Here is a 21,777-nt window from a genome sequence, read left to right as displayed (position 1 = left end):
AATGAACCGAAAGGAGATGAATATGGCTGAACAGGAGTTTTCTAACGACGCAATCGTCCGCGCTGAGGTCGACGCCCAGTCGCGTCATATGCCTTGGTGGTACTCTGGATAGCCGCGATGCGTTGTTCAATTTCGACAAGCCGCGCCTCATCTGTCTCAATAGCAGGGTCGCCTTCAGCGGAGGCTTCGATCTGCGCCTGCAATTCATCGAAGGTCTCCCCAAGAGCCTAAAGCTCGGCCTGTTCTTCCTCTGTGAGCTCTCGTGTTTGCGGATAAATCTGCCCGTAGCCGTCTACGGTGACACCGTCAACATCGCCGCGCGGCTTGAAAGAGTTGCCGAACCTGGAGGCATAGGTGTCTCGCGATCCATCAGAGATCACGTCGTGAAGCAAAGAAGAAAGCTAAAGTTTGAGGACGCTGGCTTTCAGTACGAGCCTTTCAAACCAGTACGATTTCGGGATGGTCTTCTTCGCTGCGATCGGCGAAGTCTTGCTCATTGTGTTCGAACGGAGAAGCGATTCCGATGCTTGGCTAACACCTGTGCTGAGCTTGTCCCTCATGCTGTTCGCTTGCGGCAATGCGTCTCGTGGCCGGAAGATGGTCAGCCGAATCAGGAGCTTTAATGATCGCTTCGGTAGCTGGCAGTTTCAAGGGCACTTATTTAACCCACTTTGATGGGTTGAATAAATTGAAAATATGCTTTATTTGAACCATTGAAAGGGTCAATTAATGCGCCTGACGCTTCAAACCCATTTTTATGGTCAGTGGCATCACGCCGCGACGCTAGAACTTAAGGACGACGCGGCCGGCTTCCAAGGCGCGTCCATCGTCGATTACGATCTCGACTATTTCGTAACAGTTGCATCTGCGGAGTTCGCGGGTGGAAAAACGGTTCGCGACCATCGCGCGTTATCTGTTCGATATCCCGTTGATCTCGAAAATCGATATAGCCGCCGCTGGCCGCCCTTCCTCTTGGATCTTATGCCCCAGGGGCATGCAAGGCGAAAGCTTGCCGAGCATCTCAGTCTTGCTGAAGGCTCGCGCGCTTCCGATCTCCCGCTGCTTCTGCGATCGGCGACGGGCGGCATAGGCAATATCCGGATCAAAGAAGCGGCGGAGGCCGAGACGGAACGGCTGCGCGGTGTTGAGCGCCAAGGGGTTACAGAAGCGGAAATCCTTGAGCGCTCGGATCATTTCATGGAAGTCGCCGATCGCTTCGGAATGCTCGCCTCTGGCTCAAGCGGCCTGCAAGGCGAATGGCCTAAGGTCTCGATGACCCAAGCGAATGACGGTCTCTATTATCCCGACAGCTTCGTGACTGATGATGAGGCCGTGCGCCACGTCATTGTCAAGCTGGTCCGCAGCAACGAGCCCGTGGACCGCCTTATACTCGAAGGCGAAGCCCTCTATTCGCGGATCGCTCAAGAGATCGGCCTGAATGTGGACGAACCTTCGACCTATGCCGAAAGTGTCCTGATCATTCCTCGGTTCGACCGGAAGAAAAAAGAAAGTGGCGGAACCGTTAGGCTGGGCCAAGAAAGCCTGGTATCCGCGATCGGCGTTGCTGATTTCGGTCATGTCGGCTCGCACGAGGCCTACATCGACGTTTTGCGCCAATATTCTGCCAATCCCTTCGCGGACATTGTCGAATACCTGAAGCGGGACATCGCCAATTTGGCGCTCGGCAATCCCGATAATCACGGCCGAAATTCTGCACTGAGTAAGCACCAGGACGGCACGATCCGCCTGTCTCCGCTCTTTGATTTCGCGCCAATGCGGCTTGCCAAAGAGGGGATCGTTCGTTCAACCCGCTGGGCCATGATGCGGGACGGTGGTCGCGATCACCTTCCTGATTGGAAACGCATTTGCGCTGAACTGATCCCTGATCCTGATGAGCAGAATGCGCTCGCAGCTGAGCTTTCCGTGTTTGCCGAATGCCTCCGGCAAACACCGGCTATGGCGAAAGATATGGGTGGGTCTCCGGAAATTCTGGAGCGTGCAATGGGACGCTGCATTGAAATCGCGGAGAGCGTTCTGGCGGCGTGCCAGTGATGCCGGAGGACAGCTAAATGGCTCGATGGAGAAAGCCAACGAAAGAGGAAATTCTTGAGAACCGGCGAACACTGGCGGAACGCGCTCGGACTGGCGACTTGAGGTTACCTGAGGCTGTTGTTGAAATCCGAAGAGGGCTTGGTTTGACGCAGGACGAATTCGCCAAGACGCTATCGCTCACCAGGCGCCAAGTTGCTGAGATCGAAGCCGGGACGGCGAATCCAACGCTCGAAACTTTAGGGAAGATTGGCCGATTGTTCGGATTTACTGTGGGTTTTATTCCGAAGGCGCAATGATGGCTGAATTTTCCCGGGGGATGGGCGTTGGTACTAAGGGTCGAATAAGAGCAGTCCGAAATCGTACGATAAGGTAGATCGGAGCATGAACAACGTCGTAGGCTAGATCTTGCGCATTGGATCTTTGTGGATTGCCATTGACATACGCCAGTTTTCATTTTTCTGTCCGGCCCGACACGACAACGCGCAGCGCAGATTGGTCAGGGATGGAATCGGGCGATGGCAAAGCGCAAGCTTCCCAACGATCAATGTCGACAGAAGCTTGTCGACATACCAGTCGACGAGGACAGCCTGATCCCACAAATTCGTTGTCATTGGCGGATCGCCTGGAGATCGAACTGCGGAGACGTGATCACAACCGGCAAGGCTTTGCCATTCCGCTATGTCTGATGCGATGCCGCCGCTCTTGATTTCTCGCCTGCATCATTGCCCATGCCGTGTGTCTTTTAGCCCCGGAATCCGAAACGAAAACGAAAACGGCGAAGGAAACACATTCTTGCGACTAAGCGCAAACTATCCCATAAACATCATCTTGCATTTGGTCACTGGTCATCGTTCTGTTTCAGCTCATCGGTCTGACTTCATAAAATGACAGGCCCCGGTGAGGTGGACGGATGGATGTTGTTTGGCAGGAGTGACTTAAACTTGGGGCGACATTTTCGTAGAGTGGATAAACGCAACCCACATCATTGGTTGCATTTGCCGTCAGTCATAACACTCAGTCTGACGTTGCTCAATGCATGCGCCGGTCGCCCTACCGGTGTTCTTGAACCTGTGCCAGCCAGCCCGTCAGCCGCTCGTGTCGAAATGTTGGTCGCCACTACTCGAGATCGGGCGGCAACACCGGGCGAGATGTTCAGTGGCGAGCGAGCACGCACTCCAAAATTCGCAGACATCACGGTCTCTATTCCCCCTAAGACAGTTCGCAGGGTGGGTGAAGTCGATTGGCCGCGCAGGCTGCCGGCGAATCCGGCGACGGATTTTGCGACGCTCAAAGCCGACGAGATCGACCGTGACGCGGCGGAGGATTGGTTAGGTAGTCATGTGCGCAAGAGCTCTGACCGCAGCGTTCTCGTCTTTATCCATGGCTTCAATAACCATTTCGAGGATGCAGTATTCCGTTTCGCGCAAATTGTTCACGATTCGGGAACGGACAGTGTGCCGGTGCTCGCGACGTGGCCGTCACGCGGGAGCCTACTCGCTTATGGCTACGACCGCGAAAGCACCAACTATACTCGCAATGCAGTGGAACACTTGTTCCAGTCCTTGGCGCAAGATTCCGACATCAAGGAAGTATCGATACTGGCTCATTCAATGGGCAATTGGCTGGCGCTGGAGTCCTTGCGGCAGATGGCCATTCGAAACGATGGTTTACCGAAAAAGTTCAAGAATGTGATGTTGGCGGCGCCGGACGTCGACGTTGACGTATTCGGCTCGCAGATCGCCGACATGGGTAAACAACGGCCGCGTTTCACCCTCTTTGTCTCTCGCGACGACCGTGCGCTGGCCGTTTCCCGCCGAATCTGGGGAAATGTCTCCCGGCTGGGGGCCATCGATCCGGAGCAGTCACCTTATAGAGAAGAACTGGCAGCAAACGCGATCACCGTCATCGATCTCACTAAGGTCAAGGCCGGCGACAATCTACACCACTCCAAGTTTGCAGAATCGCCCGAAATCGTCCAGCTGATCGGTCGCCGCCTGTCCGACGGCCAGACTCTCACCGACAGTCGTCTTGGACTTGGTGATCATGTCGTCACGGCGACCGCCGGGGCGGCTCAAACCTTAGGAACCGCCGCGGGCCTGATCTTGTCGGCACCGGTGGCTATCGTCGATCGAAACACACGGGAGAATTATTCCCACCACGTTAAGACACTAGTCGGACTTTCCGACGGAGCAAGGCCGCGCAACGCCGCCACGACCCCCCTCGGTAAAGCAATACATGCGCACGGTGGCAGATCTGCTCGGAATTGACATGGTCCGGCCACTCTAAATAGCTTTGACGGTGGTCGTTGATAACTTGGTACGCCTTATCTTCACCGGGTTCCTTCAGTCAGCCATGCGCCATTGCCTGCGTTTCTAAACGTCGTGCTCACATTACCGCATTTTGGGCCAAATACGATCAGATGCACGCGTAGTACGATGTCGCTATTGGAAATAACATTCCTCATAATACGTAGTCTTTCAGTATGGACGGCGCAACTCAGAGGGAGTAATGCCCCAAGCGCGTTTCATCTGTGACGTCATGTGACTGTGGCTTGAAAAGCCAACCGCGGTCGCGATCTGATTCAGAGGTAAATCGCGACCAAGGATGAGTTTTCTTGCCTCATCAAGACGTGCGTTAAGTATGTATTGGTGAGGAGTCTGGCCCGTCGAATGTTTGAATGCGCGAATAAAATGACTGGGCGAAAGGGCTGCGACCGTGGCCAATTCTTCCGTTGTAAGAGTTCTTGTCTTATTCGCGTGGATAAAATCTCTAACCTTTCGCAGCGCCAACGGAGACAGTCCTCCGCTCGGAATTTTTCGTCCTGTCAGCGTCGAATAATTGCGAAGCACGTGGGTGTAAGAGACGGTGATTAATGCGTCCAGCAATTCTGGACTAAGAGCATCGCCGTCGTCGAGTTCCTTCAACATCCACAACGCAAGCGTATGGAGTTGTTTGTCGATGAAGCCAAATTGCGGGGGCTGAAGCTCAAATGAGCTATTGCTGAATTCCGCACCCGCCAACCGCTCAAGCCGCATGGGATCGATGTCAATACGGACGCCGTCGATTGTTCCCGTCCAAGTGCCCAAAACCTGACTGTTGCACGGGATTACGTCTACAGCTCCTGGCAAAATAGCGCCCGTATACTTTCGATCGGTATTTACCGCTAAGTTCCACCCCGAATCCGGCGACAGGTGTATAACCAACGCGTGTGCGTTCTGAATGTAGTTTATCTCATTGGAGCCGGTACGGGTATAGCATACGGCCGCACCGTTCAATACAATCTGAGGCCCCCAAGAGAGTGATCTACCCTTTAACATTGTTGTGCCCAAAATTTTTAGACGGCTACTAACGATAAACTCAGGGATTGGCCGGATTCGATATGGCAATGCGCTGCGGCTGGGCTGGCCATCTCGGCTTCGAGATACACTCCTAGCGCAACAATTACGACGATTACATCACCCCTCATCCTTCATACAACTCGATTTTGCGGATTATGTAAATATATCATTATGATACGGATCTCTACACAGAGCCAGCGCTATCAAGATTTTACCATTTTTCCACGTTCTTACCATTATGTGTTGCCCAACTCGCTCTGAGGGGATGATCCCTGACACTTTATGTGGTCTTTCTTATCCAAAAAATCGAAGCACCGCTTTGGCGGCTTCCATTCCTTTTTCCAGGGACAGAAGGAGAGAGCATGAGCGAAAGACAGGTTTGGTTGTCGAAAGTGAACATGTCTAATATTATCAGGCATGTTGGAAAACGAGCCAAGATCCTCGCTGTTAGTTTTGTCTGCCTGGGGCTTATGGTCCCATCTGCGTCGGCGGCGACCAAAGATTGTGATGGCGTCGAGCTTGAGCTAACAAAAGTGCGCAAGCAAGATTATGCCGCTGTGGTTGCATCGGCGGTCGATCACAAAGTCAAGCCTGTGCAGGTGGAATTCAATGCCATTCTGGAGAGTGACGACTGGGCTGCGGCGTATGTTTCCACGCCCATCGCCGACGACGGCATGATGTTTTTCCAGACCGTCAACGGAAAGAAGCAATTTCGAGACGTCTGGGCTGGATATGCTGACGATTCAGATAGGCCGGATCTGATTAAATGGGCGCGGAAACTTGGAGCTCCTGAGAAACTGGCCCGGTGTTTCGCCCAGATTGTTACTGACTGAACTTTCAGGAACCTGGTTCTCCTGCAGCCGCTGGCAGAGAAGTTGCGAGAAGTTTGCATAGCGCCCTGGCCTTTATGTGAATTGGCAAAGTATTCGATAGGCGTTGGAAAGGCTTGGCCTGAAGTCGGGGATGCCCCCCCATCGTTGAAATCAAAGCGGTTAACGATCGATATCATTTCTGGGAGCAAGTCCAAATGTTCAGATACGCCCTGTTGGCGGCACTTTTTTTCGGTGCGCCGTTGACAAGTTTCGAGGCCAAGGCGCAATCGACGGTCGAGTGTCAGTCACGCAATTATCAATATGATGAATGCTGGGCAGGACCCCTCGCGAAACCTCAGCTAATTCACCAAGTTTCTGGTGCTCCTTGCATTTTAAACCGCACTTGGGGCTACAATCCCAAGTCGAAATACATTTGGGTAGCTCAAGGTTGTCAAGGCGTCTTTGCCGACGTCTCCGGCTACCACCATGGGCGGGGGGACACCTTCGATCAAAATGCGCGCATGTATGATCAGCGAGGACACGACGCGGGTGCCGTGGTTGGTGGCGCTATCCTTGGTGCTCTGATTGAAGGCATGACGGACGACTCAAAGCGTAAGCATCACCACACGACGAGCAACTACCGGGGAGACGATGGCTATAACGGCTGCCACGGCGTTGGCTGTATGGTCGACAACCCGGATCGAGCTGCCGATGATACGCCGCAATTTGACAACGAAGGTGAGCCGAATTTCGATACCCACGGCAACTATCAAGGATGCCATGGCGCCGGCTGCCTGGTTGATGATCCTGGAGATTCAGACAATTCGGAATGAGGCAAATTTAACGCGGTTCGTGCGGGTAGATACTTGCACTCCTTACACCTCGAGGGGCAGGACCTGCGTTGAAGTTTATCTTGGTTGAGTGAACCGATAGTCCCCTCCGCTGCACTCATCAATTTGGCAGTGGAGCTATCGCGCGTGGGCCTTCTATATTTGCGGCCACGTTGCTACGGGATTTGCATGGTTTTCAAGGGGAAATTATGAGCGCAGAAGTAGTGGAAGCAGTAAACAACTCCGGAGCACACGGTGGCCCGGACCTGATCGCGGTTGTGGTCTTGCTCGCAGCGGCGGTCATCGCTGTTCCTGTATTCCGGCGGCTCGGTCTTGGCTCAGTTCTTGGCTATTTGGCAGCGGGCCTTGCCATAGGTCCCTTTGGAATGGGGTTTTTCCACGAGGCGCAATCGATCCTCCATGTCGCGGAACTGGGAGTCGTCCTGTTTTTGTTCATCATCGGCCTTGAAATGCAACCTTCGCGACTTTGGGCTATGCGTGCTGATATCTTCGGGCTAGGGCTGCTACAGGTCGGAATAGCGATCGCGGCACTCGTCTGGGTCGGGTTGGCGCTCGGCTATCCAGTTGTTCCAAGCTTCGTCGCCGGCACAGGTTTCGTGCTCACCTCAACCGCGATCGTTATGCAGATGCTGACCGAGCGAAACTCGATGGCGCAGCCCAAGGGGCGGCGCATGGTGGCGATTTTGCTGCTTGAGGATCTGGCGATCGTCCCGCTCCTGGCGCTCGTGGCCTTCCTTGCTCCAGGTGGGGCGGAGGCGACGCTCTCGGACCGACTGACGAGCGTGGGTATCGGGCTCGCGGCGATTACAATTCTGGTCATTGCGGGACGTTATCTTCTTGATCCCATGTTCCGGCTTTTAGCCCGTTTCGGCGCGCGTGAGGTGATGACCGCCGCTGCGCTGCTGGTCGTGTTCGGTGCGGCGATTCTGATGCAGGCAGGCGGGTTGTCGATGGCCATGGGTGCGTTTTTGGCAGGGGTGCTCCTATCCGAAAGCAGCTTCCGCCATCAGCTCGAAGCAGATATCGAGCCGTTCCGGGGCTTGCTGCTGGGTTTGTTCTTTCTGAGCGTCGGCATGGTGTTGGATCTCGATACCATTGTGGCGAACTGGGGCGTAATCGCGATCAGCGTTCCGGCCTATATAGTGCTGAAAATGGGGGTCATATACGCCGTTGCAAGAGCGCTGAAAACCGAGAAATCGGAAGCGCTTGAGCGAGCCGTGCTAATGGCGCAGGGTGGCGAGTTCGCATTCGTCCTTTACGCGACAGCCACCCAGTTCGGAATTCTGACACCCGAATGGAATGCCAACCTGACGGCGGTGATCATCTGCTCAATGGCGTTGACCCCTCTAATGATCATCCTGCATGATCGGTTCGCGCCTAAACCAACGGGTTCGATGGACGGCGTAGACGCTGTGCGAGAGTTGTCCGGAAATGTCCTGTTAATCGGGTTCGGCCGGATGGGGCAGATTATCAGTCAGCCGCTCCTGGCACGTGGGTACACCCTGTCGATAATCGATACTGATGCGCAGGCAATCCAAGATGCAAGCGTTATAGGTTTCAAGGTTTGGTACGGTGATGGGGCACGGCTCGACATCCTTCACGCGGCCGGGGCGGCGAACGCGAACCTGATCATTGCAGCGCCCAATGACAGGGCCGCTGTGACAAAAATTGTTGAATTGGCAAAGCATGAATTTCCGATGGTCCCCGTACTGGCGCGGGCTTATGACCGTCAGCATGCGCTGGAGCTTGTACAGGCCGGGGCGGAGTTTCAGCTACGCGAGACCCTTGAAAGTTCGTTTGCTATGGGGAAGCAGGCATTGCTGGCCCTCGGCGTCGATCCGAAGATTGTCGATGAGGTAATGGAGACGTTTCGCGAGCGGGATGTCGAACGTTTCGCTCTGGAATGCGTCGGAGGGATCTTCGCAGGGCGCGACCTAATCATCGGGAATAGCAAAACCCGGCACTGACAGGGGATCCTGTTGTGAACTGATCGAAACTTCAGAATGTCAAACGTGGATCGCGAGGTTTTCTTCATGGCCTGTTACGTTCGGGCCGCCACGTCCGTCTGTCTCGGGCCGCCATGATCGCACTCGAAGCAGCGGTTGCAGCCCGCCTGCCGCACGCACCACTCAAAAGGTCGCTCCGACTCCAGACGGCGCCGCTTGCTATGAAAGGTTTTAAAAATGAAACTTCGACTGTTGATGTTGGCCACTGCCGTGGTTTGGGCAACCCCGGGGTTCTCCTTTGCGGCAGACAAGTGCGCCAATGCCGAGGACCAGGCGACTTTGACCCAGTGTGCCGAGGCTTCGTTCAAGAAATCCGACAAAAAACTCAATAATCTTTACAAACAGATAGAAAGCCGCCTGAGCGACGACACAGATATCAAAAATCTTCTGGTTCAGACACAGCGTGACTGGGGGAAGTTTCGTGATGCCGAATGTGCTTTCCAAACCGCAGGGGCGGCCGGAGGGAGCATGATGCCAATGCTTGTGCTGATATGCCGGGATAGTTTGACGCAATCGCGCGTCAAGGACTTTGAAGGTTATCTGCAATGTCAGGAAGGGGACATGAGTTGCCCGGTTCCGGCAGCCAACTAAAAACTTCGAAATTTCTGAGGCCAAGATACCTGGAAAACAAGCACCCAGCACATTGGCTATTATGGTGCGGGATGCCTCGTCGCTGATCCGGGCGACACCGAGCAGTCGTATAAACGGTAAGCCTGCGGCTTTTGTTCAAGGAAAAAACAAATTGAAAAATATCGTGATTTATACGGCACTGTCTACACTGATCGTCCTCACGGGGTGCGTTAACAACGACAAGCCTTGGGTCAAGGATGAATCGGCCCGCTCCGAGACCGATCAGGCCATTGCTGAATGCAAGTACCAGGCCAAGGCCGCAACAATCGGGATCGGACAGGGCCAACAGTACAAATCTTTCGGTAGTGCAATCGCAGCCGGTATCGATGACGGTATAGAACAAGCCGTCGATCAGAAAGAACTTATTGCTGATTGCATGAAGGCCAAAGGCTTCAATCAGTAAGCGGGAAGTTTATGACAATGAAGATCAGGATAGGGTTGCGCAGTGCTGCAACACGCCGACGGTGGAAACGATGAGAGAACAGAAGCGACCGACAGGACAGGCAGCATGTAATACCCTACCCGTCTTTTCGGGTATATCCCGCATCCGTTTTGTGCATCTCCTGCGTTCGCCTCCGCTTTGCGTGCTCATGTTCAAGTCATTCAATGCTGTGGTTGTGTTGATTGCAGGACTTGTAATCTTCCCGTTCATAACGTCGGCAGCCAGCGCACAAGCACAACTCTCCGAGGCACGTCTTGTTAACGTTGGTGTCTATGTCAGTCCGCCTTTCGTCGTCGCCGACAACAATAGATATGATGGTATGGCAACTGATTTGTGGGAAGCTGTTGCTAGTGACCTGAATCTGGCAACCCGTTATGTGGCCTATCCCACATTGCGTGAGCTCGTGGATGCGACGAGCAATGGCGAGGTGGACGCCGCTGTTACAAACCTCACTATCACCAGTGCCCGTGCTCAACTTCTGGCCTTCACTCAGCCTTGGTACGACGCCGGCTTGCGTCTCATGGTGCCGAGTGTGCGTTCATCCGGATTTGATCGCCTTCTGTCAGGGCTTTCAGATGCTGGCCATTTGCAGGCTTATGGTTGGCTTTTAGCTGTTATCGCTGCGGCGACGATTGGTTTTACATTGTTTGACCGGAAGTTCGATCCGGAATTTCCCAAGCGCTGGCATGAAGGTGCAGCGGAGAGTTTTCACCATGTCATATCGATCGCGACCAAGGGAAAGACAAGTGGCAGAAAAAATTTGTTCGGGTGGATCGGCCGTATCTGGCAAACGGTATGGATGCTCGTGGGCGTCGGTATAATCGCCTACGTAACGTCCTCAATCACAAGCGTCATGACGACGGTCGCCATCGAAAGAGGCATACATTCCGTCGCTGACCTGCCGGGAAAGACAGTTGGAGTGTTCAAGGGGAGCGCCTCCGAGGAGTTCATCGCTGCAACAGGGATCGTGTCCCGTTCTTACCAGGATATAGATGCAGCTGTGTCAGCAATGAACAAGGGAGAAATCGACGCTATCGTCGGTGATGCTCCGGTCCTCGAGTATTATGTACATTCCAGACCATTTGAAAACGTAGCAGCCGTCGGCAAAATCTTCCATCCGGACAAATACGGCTTTGCGTTTCGCGCCGACAGTGATCTCGTGCAACCGGTGACGTTGCAGCTGCTTAAACGCATGGAGGACGGTACTGTCGAAAAGCTGCGCAACCGATACTTTGGAAATACCGATTAACCCGGCCAGCGTTGATTGGCATGGAACGGAAAATCATATGATTCGTCTAGTTTTTCTTCTGCTTGGAGCACAGGCACTCAAACCTATCTGGCGTTTGTTGGCTGCGGCGGGCATCGTATGGATTCTCCTGGGCGTAGCTATCCTGTTTGACCTTAGCGATGGCGCTCTGTCAGTCGTACTTGATACTCTTGCCATATTCCTGATCGTCGAGGGATTGGTGGAGATCGCTGCAGCTGCCTCGCTTGGCCTTCGCCAACACTGGATCGATGCCATGCGTGGAGCAAGTTTTCTTGTTGCTGCATTTTTGGTGTTCAACGTTCCCTGGGATGACAATATCGGTGCAGCGATGGTGTTTGGCACTGCGTTTCTGATTGACGGGCTCTTTCGGATCGGCACAGCTTTCGTTGTCCATAGCCCGCGCTGGCGTGTCGGCATTGCAGCGGGCCTGATTGAAGTTGCACTGGCGACCGGAATTTTGATGTCATGGCCTGTGCCGCATCATCTTACAGTTCCGTTCTGTTTTGCGCTGTTGTTGCTGACCTCCGGCTATGGACTGGTGCGGTTGGCTCTTCCTTTGCGGCAATTGCCGGAAGGTGGCTCTGTAACATCACTGCCCCTTTATGCCGCGCGCAATTGGCAGGGAGGAGTTTCCCGGCCGGCTATTCCAGGAGGCGACGAGGCAGGGGATCTGAATAGCCATGCTTTGAATGTCTATGTCTGGACCGCAGTCGGTTCCATAAAGGATCCGGAGCGACGAATTCTGATAGACCGTTATATCGCAGCGGTCGACACGGATGGTGTAATCTCTACCGGACACGCGGCGCTTGAACTGGAGCCCGATCTTTATGTCAGTCACTATCCCGCTAGTGATATTGATCACAGTCCCGACGATTTTCGAGCTCTTCTTTCAGCAGGACATGAAAACGATGTTCCTGGAAAATTCAATGCATCGCTGGTTCAGGAAGCAGCCGACTGGTGCTTTCCGGATCAAAAAGTGACATTCCATAAATTCAATGCGACCGCGCTGCGTGCTTTTTGGGCGGCCTATTCGCAGGACAATACCTATAACTTGACAGCGCGTAATTGCTCGACGAGTGTCATCCAGGCACTTGATGCAGCTGTCGAGGGTGCCTCTTACACTGGCCATATTTGGCGGGACCTGTGGAAAATAACTAGTAATCCGCAATTTTGGTTACTCCGGATTGTCCGCGGCCGTGCCGAAGCCATGACGTGGACGCCCGGATTGGTTCTCGACTATGCACGCTTATTGCGCAGTACCGTGGAGCACAGCGACCGGCGCTGGCGAAGCAGACTTTCCGATGCCATTCACACGAGCCGGGATCTGGCCTCTGTAGCAGAAAGCAGCGAGAGCGAGGCCGTAGCCAAATGAGCGGATATATACGCACCACCAGTGTTGTCATTCTCACCGCAGCGATTTTCGGCCTGACGTACGGCCTCAGCGCCCCCCTGATCGCACTGGAACTGGCGGAAGCCGGCTACTCTGAAGGTTTTATCGGAGCCAACGGTGCCATGTACGCGATCGGCGTTCTTCTGGCAGCGCCCTATCTTCCGCACCTTGCACAACGATTGGGTTTCTCGGCCCTGGCAAAGGGTGCGCTGCTGGCATCGAGTGGCTTTCTTGTCTTGTTTCCTTTAGCTCCATTTTTGTGGATATGGTTTCCATTGCGTGCAGCGCTCGGAGCAGCATCCGAAACATTGTTTGTGGTTTCGGAAACCTGGCTGAACCAGCTCGTCGCGCAGAAAAACCGCGGTAGAATGATCGCCATCTACGTCACGGCTCTTTCGTGCGGGACTGCTCTGGGTCCTGCCATCTTGACCTTGGTGGGTCGACAGGAATCCCTCGCGTTCTTTATCGGCGCGGCAATCGCGCTTTTGGCCTGCGTCATTTTGTTTGTGGGTAAGCCAAAGGCAACGTCGCCCGCCCGAGAGGAAATGGGCAATCCATTCCGATACCTCAAGCTTGTGCCCGTGGCAGTGGCTTCTTCGGCGCTCAATGCTGCGCTCGAAGCTGCCGGTCTCACCTTGCTACCACTTTATGCAATGCGGCTTGGCTGGACAGAGGATTCGGCGACGCTACTTCTGACCGTCCTGTTAATAGGAGCGATCACATTGCAATTGCCGATCGGATGGCTTGCTGACCGGCTGCCCCGCCAACGCGTGTTAATCGTGCTGTCTATCGCATCTGTCATCGGGGCTCTTGTGTGGCCCATCGCGTTTTCCAACCCTTGGCTGGCCTATCCGCTGCTCTACTTCTGGGGCGGAGCCTTCGTTGGCATCTATACGACGACCATAGCCATTCTTGGCGACGCCTACAAGGATAACGAATTGCTTGGCATCTACGCCTTGCTGTCCGTCTTTTGGGGCATAGGTGCACTTTTGGGACCATTGGTTGGCGGGTTGGTAATGGAACTTTCTCCGCACGGCCTTCCCATCTTCGCAGCCGCCATCTGTGCCGCATTTACGTTGTTCTGCGCTTATCGCCAAAGAAAGAACAAGCTAGGCTCAGCGCGGCCGGGCATTTGACTGAAAACAGGAACGATTAAATGGAAACACCCGTCCCGCATCCTGAGGATTTTGCCCACGTTCGCATTATCATGGGAATGGTGCTTGGTCTCAGTCTCGCGCGTCTCGTCAATGGTCTGACGCGTTTTGTCCAGCACCCGGGAAGCATTCCAGTATACTCCGTACACATCGGCTGGGTGATATTCCTGCTGATCTCAATCATGCATTTCTGGTGGTATGAATTTCACCTGTCTTTCGTTCGTGCGTGGACATTCCCCATATATTTCTTCCTGATCGCCTATGCGATGATCTTTGCGGCTCTGACTGCGCTACTGTTCCCGGACCAGATGAATGAGTACAAAGGATTTGAAGACTATTTTGAATCCCGTAAACGCTGGTTTTTCGGGCTTCTATCCATCACGTTCCTCGTCGATCTCGTCGATACCTTCGTGAAAGGAGGCGATTACTTTCGCTCGCTCGGTGCCGAATATCCTATACGACAGGTGATATTTTTTGGGTTGGCCATTGTCGCGATGTTTCTTAAAAGCAAACGCCACCAGCTATGGCTAGTTGGTTTGGCTATTGTATATCAGGTGAGCTGGATTTTACGTACATACGATTTTCTACAGTAGCGTAGCATTTTGTTCAGAAGCGTACCCTCGATTCAACTGGAGCGCGGTGCAGAAATTTTGTTGACCGAATTTGAGCCGCCCAAACCGACGTGCGTGCAAATAGCGGCTCCGGGTGATCTGGGTCGCTGTCGCTCTGGGCATCGCGACGCCAGCCAAATAGCTGCGATGGACGAATTCCGATGCGATGTGCAATCGCTGAAACACAGGCACCCGGTTCCATCGCCTCTGAACCGCACCGGGTTGGCCGGAGGCTCCAACTTCTGAGAAAGTGGAGCCGACATGAGCAAGACAACAAACAAGTTTTCACCCGAAGTCCGCGAACGTGCCATCCGCATGGTGCTGGATCACGAGGCAGAGCATCCATCGCGATGGGCTACCGTTTCATCGTACCTATCCGGTGAAGGCCGCTACGGTTTCGCCTGATGGAATGCCCACGTTTAGCGAACGCGCTGTTTAGCCGGATCGGGAGTTTCGGGTTGAAAGCTGCTTGTCCGCCGCCGTGGACAGAAACGGACAAGCCGCCACAGAGGTTCGCTATTTCAGCGGCAGGAAGAGCTCTGCCACCGCCGCATGTTCAGGTGCTTCGGGAAAGAATGTGAGACGCTGGCAGTACAGGGGGAAATCCCTCGCTTCCTCGCCACTGGCCGGCAGCCAATCGCGATAGAGGTAAAGCGCGGCAGGCTCCAGATCATCAGTATTGCCGACGACTTTCAGCACGGCGCAACGGCCGCCGGGGATCATGCCCGCCTCGATATGCTCTCCATTCGTCTTGATCGGCTGATCAGTGCTGACACAAAGGTCCAGTCGATACTCGTCCGGAGACGTCACCCGCGGATCGGAATGGAAGATGTTGAAAGTCAAACTGGTCTTCGGATTCAGGCCAGTGGCTTTGCGCCATGCTATGAAACGTTTGATCGTGTCGCCGATCCTTGCCGGATCACCTCGGTGTTTCATGATCGCGACAGGGGTCGGAGACACCTCGCGGATTTCGATGTCATTTGCTGCAAATGTCCTTTGCATAAGCTTACTCCTTGCTTGGTTGAGAGGCCCGAGGGCGGCAAGCCACGGTTCCCAATCGGGAGATTTCCTGAACTGCGAAGGCGACTGGCTGAACCGTTGCCGAAATGCGCGGGCAAAGGCGTCAGGAGCTTCGTAGCCGGCATCCATCGCTATCTCGGTCACGCTGTCTACGTCCCTGTAGGCCAGCCTGTAGGATGCCCGCTTCATGCGGACGAGTTGGATATAGCGATGCACAGACAGCCCAAAGGCCGCCGCGAACTGCCGATGGAAATGAAACTTGGAGAAGGCGGCCACGCAGCTCAACTCGTCCAGGTCCAGATTGCGGTCGAGATGCTGATCAATGTGATCTAGGACCCGTTGCATCCGGGCATGATAGTTTCGAAGCGTCGTCGTCATTATCCTGTCCTTGCCGTGGCAGGACCAAATAGCCCCGCCCAAGTGCTGTGCGCTCGACCGATCTTGCGGATTATCAGGCTTGGCTGCTCAGCAATAGCGTCGGCCTATGAGGTAGCCATCCGGCAGGGGGTGTCGGCATCCACTGTGGAGCGCAGATTATGCCGCCTGAGCGTTCAGCGTCTTCGGTATCCAATTCCACGGTAGCAATTGCTCCAGCCTGCTGATCGGCGTGTCCGCAATGTTGGCGAGGACGTCGGCGAGCCAGGCCTGCGGGTCGATGTCATTGAGCTTGGCGCTCATGATCAGTGTCGCCATGAACGCCGCACGTTCAGCACCACGATCCGATCCGGCAAACAGCCATGACTTCCTGCCGAGTGCAAAGCCTCTGAGCGCTCGTTCGGCAGCATTGTTCGTCAGGCAAATCCGGCCGTCATCGAGGAATGACGTAAAGCCATCCCATCGCTTGAGCATGTAATCTATCGCCTCGGCGACGGGAGAACTGCGCGAAAGCTTTGCCCGCTCGGTTTGGAGCCAGCCATGTAGTTCTTCGACGAGCGGCTAGCTGTCCTTGCTTCGGTGCTCCAGTCGTTGCTCGGCGCTAAGGCCGTTGATCTCGCGTTCGATGTCGAACAGAGCGTCGATCCGTTTGACGGCCTCCAGCGCCATCGGCGAGATCGGCGCAGCTTTGCTGCCACGTTTGGCGTTCGCGGCGATGTCGGCCAGCACGAAGAACTTGCGGCGTGAATGTGCCCAGCAGAGTGCTTGGCGCAAAGGCGCGGGATCGCGATCTACCTTGAACAGCGGATTGTAGCCGCCATAGGCATCCGCCTGCAGAATGCCGAAGAAGGTCTTCAGGTGGCGTTCGGGATGCTCCTGTCGCCGGTCTCGCGATGCGTAGAACAAAGCCGCAGGCGGTGACAGCCCGCCAAACGGCCGGTCATCCCGGACATAGGTCCAGATGCGGCCCGTATCGGTCTTTCCCTTCGCCAGGATCGGCACGGTCGTGTCGTCGCCATGCAGTCGCTCGGCGGCCAGGACATGTGCCTCGATCAACGAATGGATTGGCTTCAGGGCCGCGGCACACGCGCCGACCTGATCGGCAAGCGTCGACAGGCTGAGGTCGATCCCCTCGCGGGCATAGCGCTCGCTCTGACGGTTCAGCGGCTGATGCTGGGCGAACTTCTCGAACAGGATCATAGCCAGAAGGTTCGGACCGGCAAAGCCGCGCGGCGTCACATGGAAGGGTGCTGGCGGTTGGGTGATCTTCGCGCATTCGCGGCAGGAGAACTTCTCCCGCACGGTCTGAATGACCTTCCACTGACGCGGGATGACCTCCAGCGTCTCTGTGATATCCTCACCGAGCTTCGACAGCTTGGCCGAGCCGCAGCAGAAACAGTTTGTTGGGGCAGCAATGACGACACGTTCGCGTGGCAGATGCTCGGGAAACGGCTTGCGTGAAGGACGCTTGCGCTCGAAGGCCCTGACGGTCGAGCCCTTGGCAACCATCTCCGCCGCGAGTTCGTCTTCGCCTGCATCAGCTTCGAGTTCTTCGAGTTGCAGTTCCATCTGTTCGAGAAGCCGCGCTTTGCGCTCCGAGCGACTGCCATAGAGCTCGCGGCGGACCTTCTCGATCTCCAGCTTCAGCCGCGCGATCAGCGCCTCGGAGTGCGATACGAGCGCCTTTGCGCTTGCGGCTTCCGCCTTGGCAGTCGCCGCTTCTACCTCGGCAGCAACACGCAGGGCACGCTCCGCCGCCAGGGCCGCAAGTGCGCTGGCAAGGTCGTCGGGAAGCTGTTCGGCCGTATCGTTCATGCACTGATGGAATCATATTCGACCCCGTCATTCCAGCGTTTTTGCTCATCCGGCTGAGGTCGGTCGCCAGGTTTTTTGTGGCATCCGCCAGTCGATCCCCTCCAGCAAATACCCGAGCTGCCCAGGGGTAATCACGACCGAGCCGTCGGTCGCCGACGGCCATATGAAGCGTCCCCGTTCCAGCTTCTTCGTGAACAGGCATGCTCCCTGGCCATCATGCCAGATGACCTTGATTAGGCCACCGCCACGACCGCGGAAGACGAACAGATGCCCGCACATCGGATCGCGCTTCAGCGTCTCTTGCACCATTAGCGATAGACCGGGAAAGCCTTTGCGCATGTCCGTATGGCCGGTTGCCAACCAGACCTTCACACCAGCAGGAACAGGGATCATCGTCGCCCCAGCACACAATCGAGAATACGGCCAAGTGCCTCCGTGTCGATGTCGCTGTCCACACGGACACGACGACCGCGGCCCAGCTCAATCGTCACATCGCTACGCTTCCGGCGGGACTGCGATGGGGCTGGCGCTTCTAAGGCGGCGGGCTGGGCTGCCGGCGCGGCCTCCGACACGATCACGGGCACCAAGGTGTTCGCCACCTGAAGTGACGGCTCCTCGATCCGGCAGAGTTCCTTGCGCCACCGAAAGAGCTGGCTCACATGGATGCCGGCCGCACGGGCAATCTCGGAAAGAACCGCACCAGGCTCAAGGCAGGCTGCAACGAGCCGCTCTTTGTCCTCGCGAGACCAGCGCCGCCGGCGCTCCACAGACGTGATGACTTCAATCGGATGCTTGGTCATAGGACTACTCCTAGTGTTTGCACTAGGACTTCCAATGTTCGCATCAACCTCGCAAGACGGCCCTCACCGGGGGCTTACGTTTCATCTATCGCGGCCAAGATCGGCTGCTCGGCAGCTACGCTGCACGAATGGGTGAAGAAGAGCGAGGTCGACAGCGGCAAACGAGCGGGCCTGCCGAGCGATGCGGCCGAGAAGATGAAGGCTCTTGAGCGGGAGAACCGTAAGCTTCGCCAAGCCAACGAGATTTTGCGCAAGGCATCTGCTTATTTCGCGATGGCGGAGCTTGTCTTATGGAATTCTTGGCTCCTGAGGCAAAAAGGAGCCGCTGCCCAGCACCGCAAATTGCGGGGCAGCGGCGGGGGCGGCGTCGTGCGGAGCTTGGTCTTGCAGGAGCGCGGTCGAGTTTGACGAGCCCCCGTCTTTTCTAACGACCTGAACAGATACGTGGGCTGCGGGCCCGAACGACAAGCATAGGTAGGAAGAAAAGATGGCTAAGGATACCATCGGTATTGACGTTTCGAAAGACAGTCTTGACGCATTCTGGCATTCCCGGACGGAGGCGTGCTGCTTACCCAATACGCCTGAAGGCTTCAGGCAATTGTACGACTGGCTGGCAAATGAGGAAGACTTTCTCATCGTTTTCGAGGCGACCGGTGCCTATCCCCGGGGGCTTGAGTGGTATCTCAGCTTGGCAGAACTGCCCTTCATCAAAGTCAATCCAAAGCAGGCGCGGCGCTTTGCGCAGGCCATCGGGCGACTGGCAAAGACCGACAGCGTCGACGCCAGAATGTTGGCGCGCATGGGCGTTGTGCTTGACCTGGCGCCTCAAGTCGTCGAGGGCGAAGATGTTCATGATCTCAGAGAGTTGCTGACTGCCCGCCGCGCTTTGGTCAAAGATCAGGTGACTGCGAAGACGCGGCTTGCTACTGCACTGGACCCGCTCGCGCGAGAGCAACTTGGTCGCCGCATTGAAGACATCGGTGCCGATATCCAAGCGCTTGATGAGGTCATCGCCCAGATCGCCAAGCAGCGAGGTGAAGAGCGCATCTGCCGTTTGATGACCATCCTGGGGATTGGTCGGCTGACCGCGACCACCATGCTTATTGATATGCCAGAGCTTGGGCAACTCGACGGCAAGAAGATCACTGCTTTAGCAGGACTTGCGCCAATGTCCAGCAATCGGGAAAGTGGCAGGGCAAGGAGAGGGTCACCGGGGGTCGGTCATCAATTCGGCGCGCGATCTACATGCCCGCACTTGTCGCCATCCGCTTCAACCGGGACCTTCACGACAAGTATCAGCAACTACTAAAGGTCGGTAAAGCCAAGAAAGTCGCCATTACCGCCATCATGCGGCGCATCATCATCCTTGCAAACACCTTGCTGCGCGAAAGGCGAGATTGGCTGCCTGACCGCCCTTGACCAAGACAGATACTTGTCTTTCCGGGAGAGTTGAGAGGCTCCCTGATCCGAAGCCATCTTGTGTTATCCTCAGCGGGCGCTCCCTCCCTGGGGCCCCGTCACTCGAGTGTCTCGCCATCGGCGCGGTGCCATTCGAGCTCCGGGAGCATATGGGTAGCGACCTGAGAGAAGGTTGCCTGCAGCACGGACCGCATCCCGAGGAGTGTCAAAGGTTCCTCGGCCTCAATACGAAGGTGAAGGCCACCGACTGCGTGGGTGATGATGACGCGCCCGTCGTCAAAGGCAATAAGTGGTTCGGAATGATTGGTGGTGATTGAAAAAGACCAGCCGCGCAGGGTAGCGCACAGCAGATCGAGCGTCCGATCCGGATCCGGGATCGACACGAACGTTTCGGAAATGTGTTTGGCCATAAGAAATTCTCGGTGACGGGTCAGACAAATAGCAAAGCCGGAGCAGGGGCAGCGCGTGACGCGAACAGCGGTCGGCGATAAAGTGGCTCATACACTTGGAGTTTTCCGCAAATCGCAGCGAGGAGGCTGCATGAAACCTTTGATGCGACGCACCAGACGATCAAAGGCACGGAAATAACCGTTTGACGTTCATTATTCCTTCCTGGATTCTTCATTCGGCACTCCACCAAGGCGCGGCTAGTGAACGACAGTGCTGCTAGCCGCCAAGGTTCACCACCAACATGAAGGTACTTTCGGAAAGCGCTTTAGCCCGGCATTATTCAGCCACGTCTTGCTCGGCAGTCTCACGAGCGGCGTCTGCCTGAAGTGCCGATATATGGTCACGGCATACCTCGTCCACCAGACTGAGCAGTACCGTTGCTCTCTCGCCAATCCAGTCAAGCGCTTCCCGACTGATTTTGTACTGGCTTGAGTAGCGTGCCTTTACGTATGCTTCGTTTATCGTATTGAACCATGCTCTCTCCCGATGGTGATCGCGAGGGAAGGCCTCGATCAGGCGACGATCCCGTTCTTCTGCGAAGGATCGCAGGACTTTCAGGTTGTGAGACGCCGGCGTGTAGTTCGTCAGCGTTAAAAGAACACTGGCATAAGCTTGCTCGATCGCCTGATGGAGGAGGAATGCAGCTTCACTGATCATGTCTTTTTGTAAAGCGGCTTCAGAAAGCGCCGCAAAGTTTCTTCCCGCGCCAAAACGCTTCTCAAAATGCTCTGTTGCCACTCGCAATTGCTCTTCCGGTGTCAACATCTTGGGCTCTGCGAGAGGCTTGTCGTCCAACTCGTAGAGAGCGATGCCTTCCTTTCGGATGTCGGAAAAGAAATGCTGGCTCTCCTGCAAAGATGTATTCACTTCTCGCAGCGAGTGGACGATGATCTGCACGGGTCTCTTTATCATCTTATCACGGATCAACCTGTCGGCAGCCTTGTACCAATACTCCGCAAAATCCGTCAGCTTGCGGTTGTTGACGATCACAAGAAGATCGAAATCAGATCTATACCCCTTGGATGTGAACGGTTCGTCCACCTGCGTACCCCTGGCATAGGATCCGAAGAGGATGATCTTCAGGATGCGGCCACGCTTCTTGAATTTCGCCGTGCCGCCCTCCAGGGCATCCTCGAATTCTTCGTGAATAATCTCCAGCGCGCGCTGGAGCTCCTGTTGTATTTGCGGGGGAATATGGTCGAGCGATGTTTTCATGGTCGGCAAATGTCTTCTCTTCTCCGCAACAGGCTGGATTCGTCCGCCTCAATCTGTAGTTTACATCACACTTTGCTGGCAACAAATGTTGCTGTCCGCAAACCCGCCGCTCATTCTCTTGGCAAGGCCG

Annotated in this window: 20 protein-coding genes and 4 pseudogenes; 16 read left to right on the top strand and 8 right to left on the bottom strand. The window is 55.3% G+C overall.

The genetic code is table 11. The annotated features are described in order from the left end of the window. Positions 1–729: 729 nt before the first annotated feature. The 4 genes and pseudogenes from ACQZ45_RS17960 to ACQZ45_RS17945 all read left to right on the top strand — a co-directional run bounded on the left by ACQZ45_RS17960 (position 730) and on the right by ACQZ45_RS17945 (position 4,319). Complete coding sequence (locus ACQZ45_RS17960; protein WP_448742396.1) at positions 730–2,052, top strand: type II toxin-antitoxin system HipA family toxin; 1,323 nt, start codon at positions 730–732, stop codon at positions 2,050–2,052. Positions 2,053–2,069: 17 nt separating this feature from the next. After that, entirely contained in the window at positions 2,070–2,348 is a 279-nt protein-coding gene (locus ACQZ45_RS17955) for a helix-turn-helix transcriptional regulator (protein WP_003517384.1), read from the top strand. Positions 2,349–2,567: 219 nt separating this feature from the next. Beyond that, positions 2,568–2,743, top strand: a pseudogene (locus tag ACQZ45_RS17950) (DUF4158 domain-containing protein); the annotation flags it as partial. A gap of 250 nt (positions 2,744–2,993) precedes the next feature. Beyond that, entirely contained in the window at positions 2,994–4,319 is a 1,326-nt protein-coding gene (locus ACQZ45_RS17945) for an alpha/beta hydrolase (RefSeq protein WP_448742395.1), read from the top strand. A gap of 210 nt (positions 4,320–4,529) precedes the next feature. Here the strand turns inward: ACQZ45_RS17945 and ACQZ45_RS17940 are convergent, their stop codons facing one another. Beyond that, positions 4,530–5,369 (bottom strand): helix-turn-helix domain-containing protein, encoded by an 840-nt coding sequence (locus tag ACQZ45_RS17940; protein WP_258114836.1) that lies wholly within the window; start codon positions 5,367–5,369, stop codon positions 4,530–4,532. A 383-nt stretch (positions 5,370–5,752) separates the two neighbouring features. Between ACQZ45_RS17940 and ACQZ45_RS17935 the strand changes: the two genes are divergently transcribed. The 9 genes from ACQZ45_RS17935 (at position 5,753) to ACQZ45_RS17895 (ending at position 14,535) form a co-directional block, all read left to right on the top strand. Next, positions 5,753–6,223 carry a hypothetical protein gene (locus ACQZ45_RS17935; protein ID WP_236769031.1) on the top strand — a complete coding sequence of 157 codons (471 nt, stop codon included), beginning with the start codon at positions 5,753–5,755 and terminating at the stop codon, positions 6,221–6,223. A 194-nt stretch (positions 6,224–6,417) separates the two neighbouring features. Continuing rightward, a complete protein-coding gene (locus tag ACQZ45_RS17930) occupies positions 6,418–7,035 on the top strand; it encodes a DUF3011 domain-containing protein (protein WP_060642143.1) in 618 nt (205 codons plus the stop codon). Between the two features lie 206 nt (positions 7,036–7,241). Further along, positions 7,242–9,020 carry a monovalent cation:proton antiporter-2 (CPA2) family protein gene (locus tag ACQZ45_RS17925; RefSeq protein ID WP_448742394.1) on the top strand — a complete coding sequence of 593 codons (1,779 nt, stop codon included), beginning with the start codon at positions 7,242–7,244 and terminating at the stop codon, positions 9,018–9,020. Between the two features lie 216 nt (positions 9,021–9,236). Beyond that, positions 9,237–9,650, top strand: coding sequence for a lysozyme inhibitor LprI family protein (locus ACQZ45_RS17920; RefSeq protein WP_060642141.1), 414 nt, complete (start codon positions 9,237–9,239; stop codon positions 9,648–9,650). A 52-nt stretch (positions 9,651–9,702) separates the two neighbouring features. Continuing rightward, positions 9,703–10,092 carry a hypothetical protein gene (locus ACQZ45_RS17915; protein WP_156390019.1) on the top strand — a complete coding sequence of 130 codons (390 nt, stop codon included), beginning with the start codon at positions 9,703–9,705 and terminating at the stop codon, positions 10,090–10,092. A 70-nt stretch (positions 10,093–10,162) separates the two neighbouring features. Then, the gene (locus ACQZ45_RS17910) at positions 10,163–11,380 is read left to right on the top strand and encodes a transporter substrate-binding domain-containing protein (RefSeq protein WP_236761982.1); all 1,218 of its coding nucleotides are present in this window, start codon (positions 10,163–10,165) and stop codon (positions 11,378–11,380) included. Between the two features lie 37 nt (positions 11,381–11,417). Next, a complete protein-coding gene (locus ACQZ45_RS17905) occupies positions 11,418–12,770 on the top strand; it encodes an HdeD family acid-resistance protein (RefSeq protein ID WP_082546172.1) in 1,353 nt (450 codons plus the stop codon). Beyond that, positions 12,767–13,924, top strand: a complete 1,158-nt coding sequence (locus ACQZ45_RS17900; protein ID WP_060642139.1) for an MFS transporter — start codon at positions 12,767–12,769, stop codon at positions 13,922–13,924. The genes ACQZ45_RS17905 and ACQZ45_RS17900 overlap by 4 nt, the downstream gene beginning before the upstream one ends. Positions 13,925–13,944: 20 nt before the next feature. Next, positions 13,945–14,535: a hypothetical protein gene (locus tag ACQZ45_RS17895; RefSeq protein ID WP_060642138.1), complete on the top strand. Its 591-nt coding sequence runs from the start codon at positions 13,945–13,947 to the stop codon at positions 14,533–14,535. 13 nt (positions 14,536–14,548) lie between these two features. On the opposite strand, the gene ACQZ45_RS17890 is transcribed toward ACQZ45_RS17895, so the two are convergent. After that, positions 14,549–14,755: a transposase gene (locus ACQZ45_RS17890; protein WP_236761981.1), complete on the bottom strand. Its 207-nt coding sequence runs from the start codon at positions 14,753–14,755 to the stop codon at positions 14,549–14,551. Between the two features lie 59 nt (positions 14,756–14,814). Here ACQZ45_RS17890 and ACQZ45_RS17885 point away from each other — a divergent pair, with 59 nt between their 5' ends. After that, on the top strand, positions 14,815–14,958 hold the full coding sequence (locus ACQZ45_RS17885) for a hypothetical protein (RefSeq protein ID WP_236769040.1): 144 nt from the start codon (positions 14,815–14,817) through the stop codon (positions 14,956–14,958). Positions 14,959–15,069: 111 nt separating this feature from the next. Here ACQZ45_RS17885 and ACQZ45_RS17880 read toward each other — a convergent pair whose 3' ends face one another. From ACQZ45_RS17880 to tnpA, 4 genes and pseudogenes are all read right to left on the bottom strand, one after another. Next, entirely contained in the window at positions 15,070–15,951 is an 882-nt protein-coding gene (locus ACQZ45_RS17880) for an AraC family transcriptional regulator (RefSeq protein WP_168475430.1), read from the bottom strand. A gap of 156 nt (positions 15,952–16,107) precedes the next feature. Continuing rightward, a pseudogene (gene tnpC / locus ACQZ45_RS17875) lies at positions 16,108–17,763 on the bottom strand (IS66 family transposase). Between the two features lie 45 nt (positions 17,764–17,808). Beyond that, a complete protein-coding gene (tnpB, locus tag ACQZ45_RS17870) occupies positions 17,809–18,156 on the bottom strand; it encodes an IS66 family insertion sequence element accessory protein TnpB (protein ID WP_173995491.1) in 348 nt (115 codons plus the stop codon). Beyond that, a complete protein-coding gene (gene tnpA, locus ACQZ45_RS17865; protein WP_173995492.1) occupies positions 18,153–18,563 on the bottom strand; it encodes an IS66-like element accessory protein TnpA in 411 nt (136 codons plus the stop codon). Before tnpA ends, tnpB begins: the two co-directional genes overlap by 4 nt. Here tnpA and ACQZ45_RS17860 point away from each other — a divergent pair. Beyond that, positions 18,552–18,833: pseudogene (locus ACQZ45_RS17860) on the top strand (transposase); the annotation flags it as partial. The gene tnpA and the pseudogene ACQZ45_RS17860 overlap by 12 nt on opposite strands. A 217-nt stretch (positions 18,834–19,050) precedes the next feature. After that, positions 19,051–19,982 (top strand): annotated as a pseudogene (locus ACQZ45_RS17855) (IS110 family RNA-guided transposase). Between the two features lie 98 nt (positions 19,983–20,080). On the opposite strand, the gene rctB reads toward ACQZ45_RS17855, so the two are convergent. Continuing rightward, on the bottom strand, positions 20,081–20,392 hold the full coding sequence (rctB, locus tag ACQZ45_RS17850; protein WP_060642137.1) for an SMa0974 family conjugal transfer regulator: 312 nt from the start codon (positions 20,390–20,392) through the stop codon (positions 20,081–20,083). A 316-nt stretch (positions 20,393–20,708) separates the two neighbouring features. Next, complete coding sequence (locus ACQZ45_RS17845) at positions 20,709–21,647, bottom strand: nucleotidyltransferase and HEPN domain-containing protein (protein ID WP_448742393.1); 939 nt, start codon at positions 21,645–21,647, stop codon at positions 20,709–20,711. Positions 21,648–21,777: the final 130 nt, after the last annotated feature.

This window comes from Agrobacterium sp. 16-2014-1-2a (assembly GCF_053522705.1).
The sequence above is the reverse complement of the archived record's forward strand: the minus strand, read 5'-3'. Positions and strand labels throughout refer to the sequence as shown.

Coding starts and splice junctions, on each gene's coding strand:
- ACQZ45_RS17960 (WP_448742396.1), top strand. CDS start 730: ATGCGCCTGACGCTTCAAACCCATTTTTATGGTCAGTGGCATCACGCC.
- ACQZ45_RS17955 (WP_003517384.1), top strand. CDS start 2,070: ATGGCTCGATGGAGAAAGCCAACGAAAGAGGAAATTCTTGAGAACCGG.
- ACQZ45_RS17940 (WP_258114836.1), bottom strand. CDS start 5,369: ATGTTAAAGGGTAGATCACTCTCTTGGGGGCCTCAGATTGTATTGAAC.
- ACQZ45_RS17935 (WP_236769031.1), top strand. CDS start 5,753: ATGAGCGAAAGACAGGTTTGGTTGTCGAAAGTGAACATGTCTAATATT.
- ACQZ45_RS17930 (WP_060642143.1), top strand. CDS start 6,418: ATGTTCAGATACGCCCTGTTGGCGGCACTTTTTTTCGGTGCGCCGTTG.
- ACQZ45_RS17925 (WP_448742394.1), top strand. CDS start 7,242: ATGAGCGCAGAAGTAGTGGAAGCAGTAAACAACTCCGGAGCACACGGT.
- ACQZ45_RS17920 (WP_060642141.1), top strand. CDS start 9,237: ATGAAACTTCGACTGTTGATGTTGGCCACTGCCGTGGTTTGGGCAACC.
- ACQZ45_RS17910 (WP_236761982.1), top strand. CDS start 10,163: ATGAGAGAACAGAAGCGACCGACAGGACAGGCAGCATGTAATACCCTA.
- ACQZ45_RS17905 (WP_082546172.1), top strand. CDS start 11,418: ATGATTCGTCTAGTTTTTCTTCTGCTTGGAGCACAGGCACTCAAACCT.
- ACQZ45_RS17900 (WP_060642139.1), top strand. CDS start 12,767: ATGAGCGGATATATACGCACCACCAGTGTTGTCATTCTCACCGCAGCG.
- ACQZ45_RS17895 (WP_060642138.1), top strand. CDS start 13,945: ATGGAAACACCCGTCCCGCATCCTGAGGATTTTGCCCACGTTCGCATT.
- ACQZ45_RS17890 (WP_236761981.1), bottom strand. CDS start 14,755: ATGGAACCGGGTGCCTGTGTTTCAGCGATTGCACATCGCATCGGAATT.
- ACQZ45_RS17885 (WP_236769040.1), top strand. CDS start 14,815: ATGAGCAAGACAACAAACAAGTTTTCACCCGAAGTCCGCGAACGTGCC.
- ACQZ45_RS17880 (WP_168475430.1), bottom strand. CDS start 15,951: ATGACGACGACGCTTCGAAACTATCATGCCCGGATGCAACGGGTCCTA.
- tnpB (WP_173995491.1), bottom strand. CDS start 18,156: ATGATCCCTGTTCCTGCTGGTGTGAAGGTCTGGTTGGCAACCGGCCAT.
- tnpA (WP_173995492.1), bottom strand. CDS start 18,563: ATGACCAAGCATCCGATTGAAGTCATCACGTCTGTGGAGCGCCGGCGG.
- rctB (WP_060642137.1), bottom strand. CDS start 20,392: ATGGCCAAACACATTTCCGAAACGTTCGTGTCGATCCCGGATCCGGAT.
- ACQZ45_RS17845 (WP_448742393.1), bottom strand. CDS start 21,647: ATGAAAACATCGCTCGACCATATTCCCCCGCAAATACAACAGGAGCTC.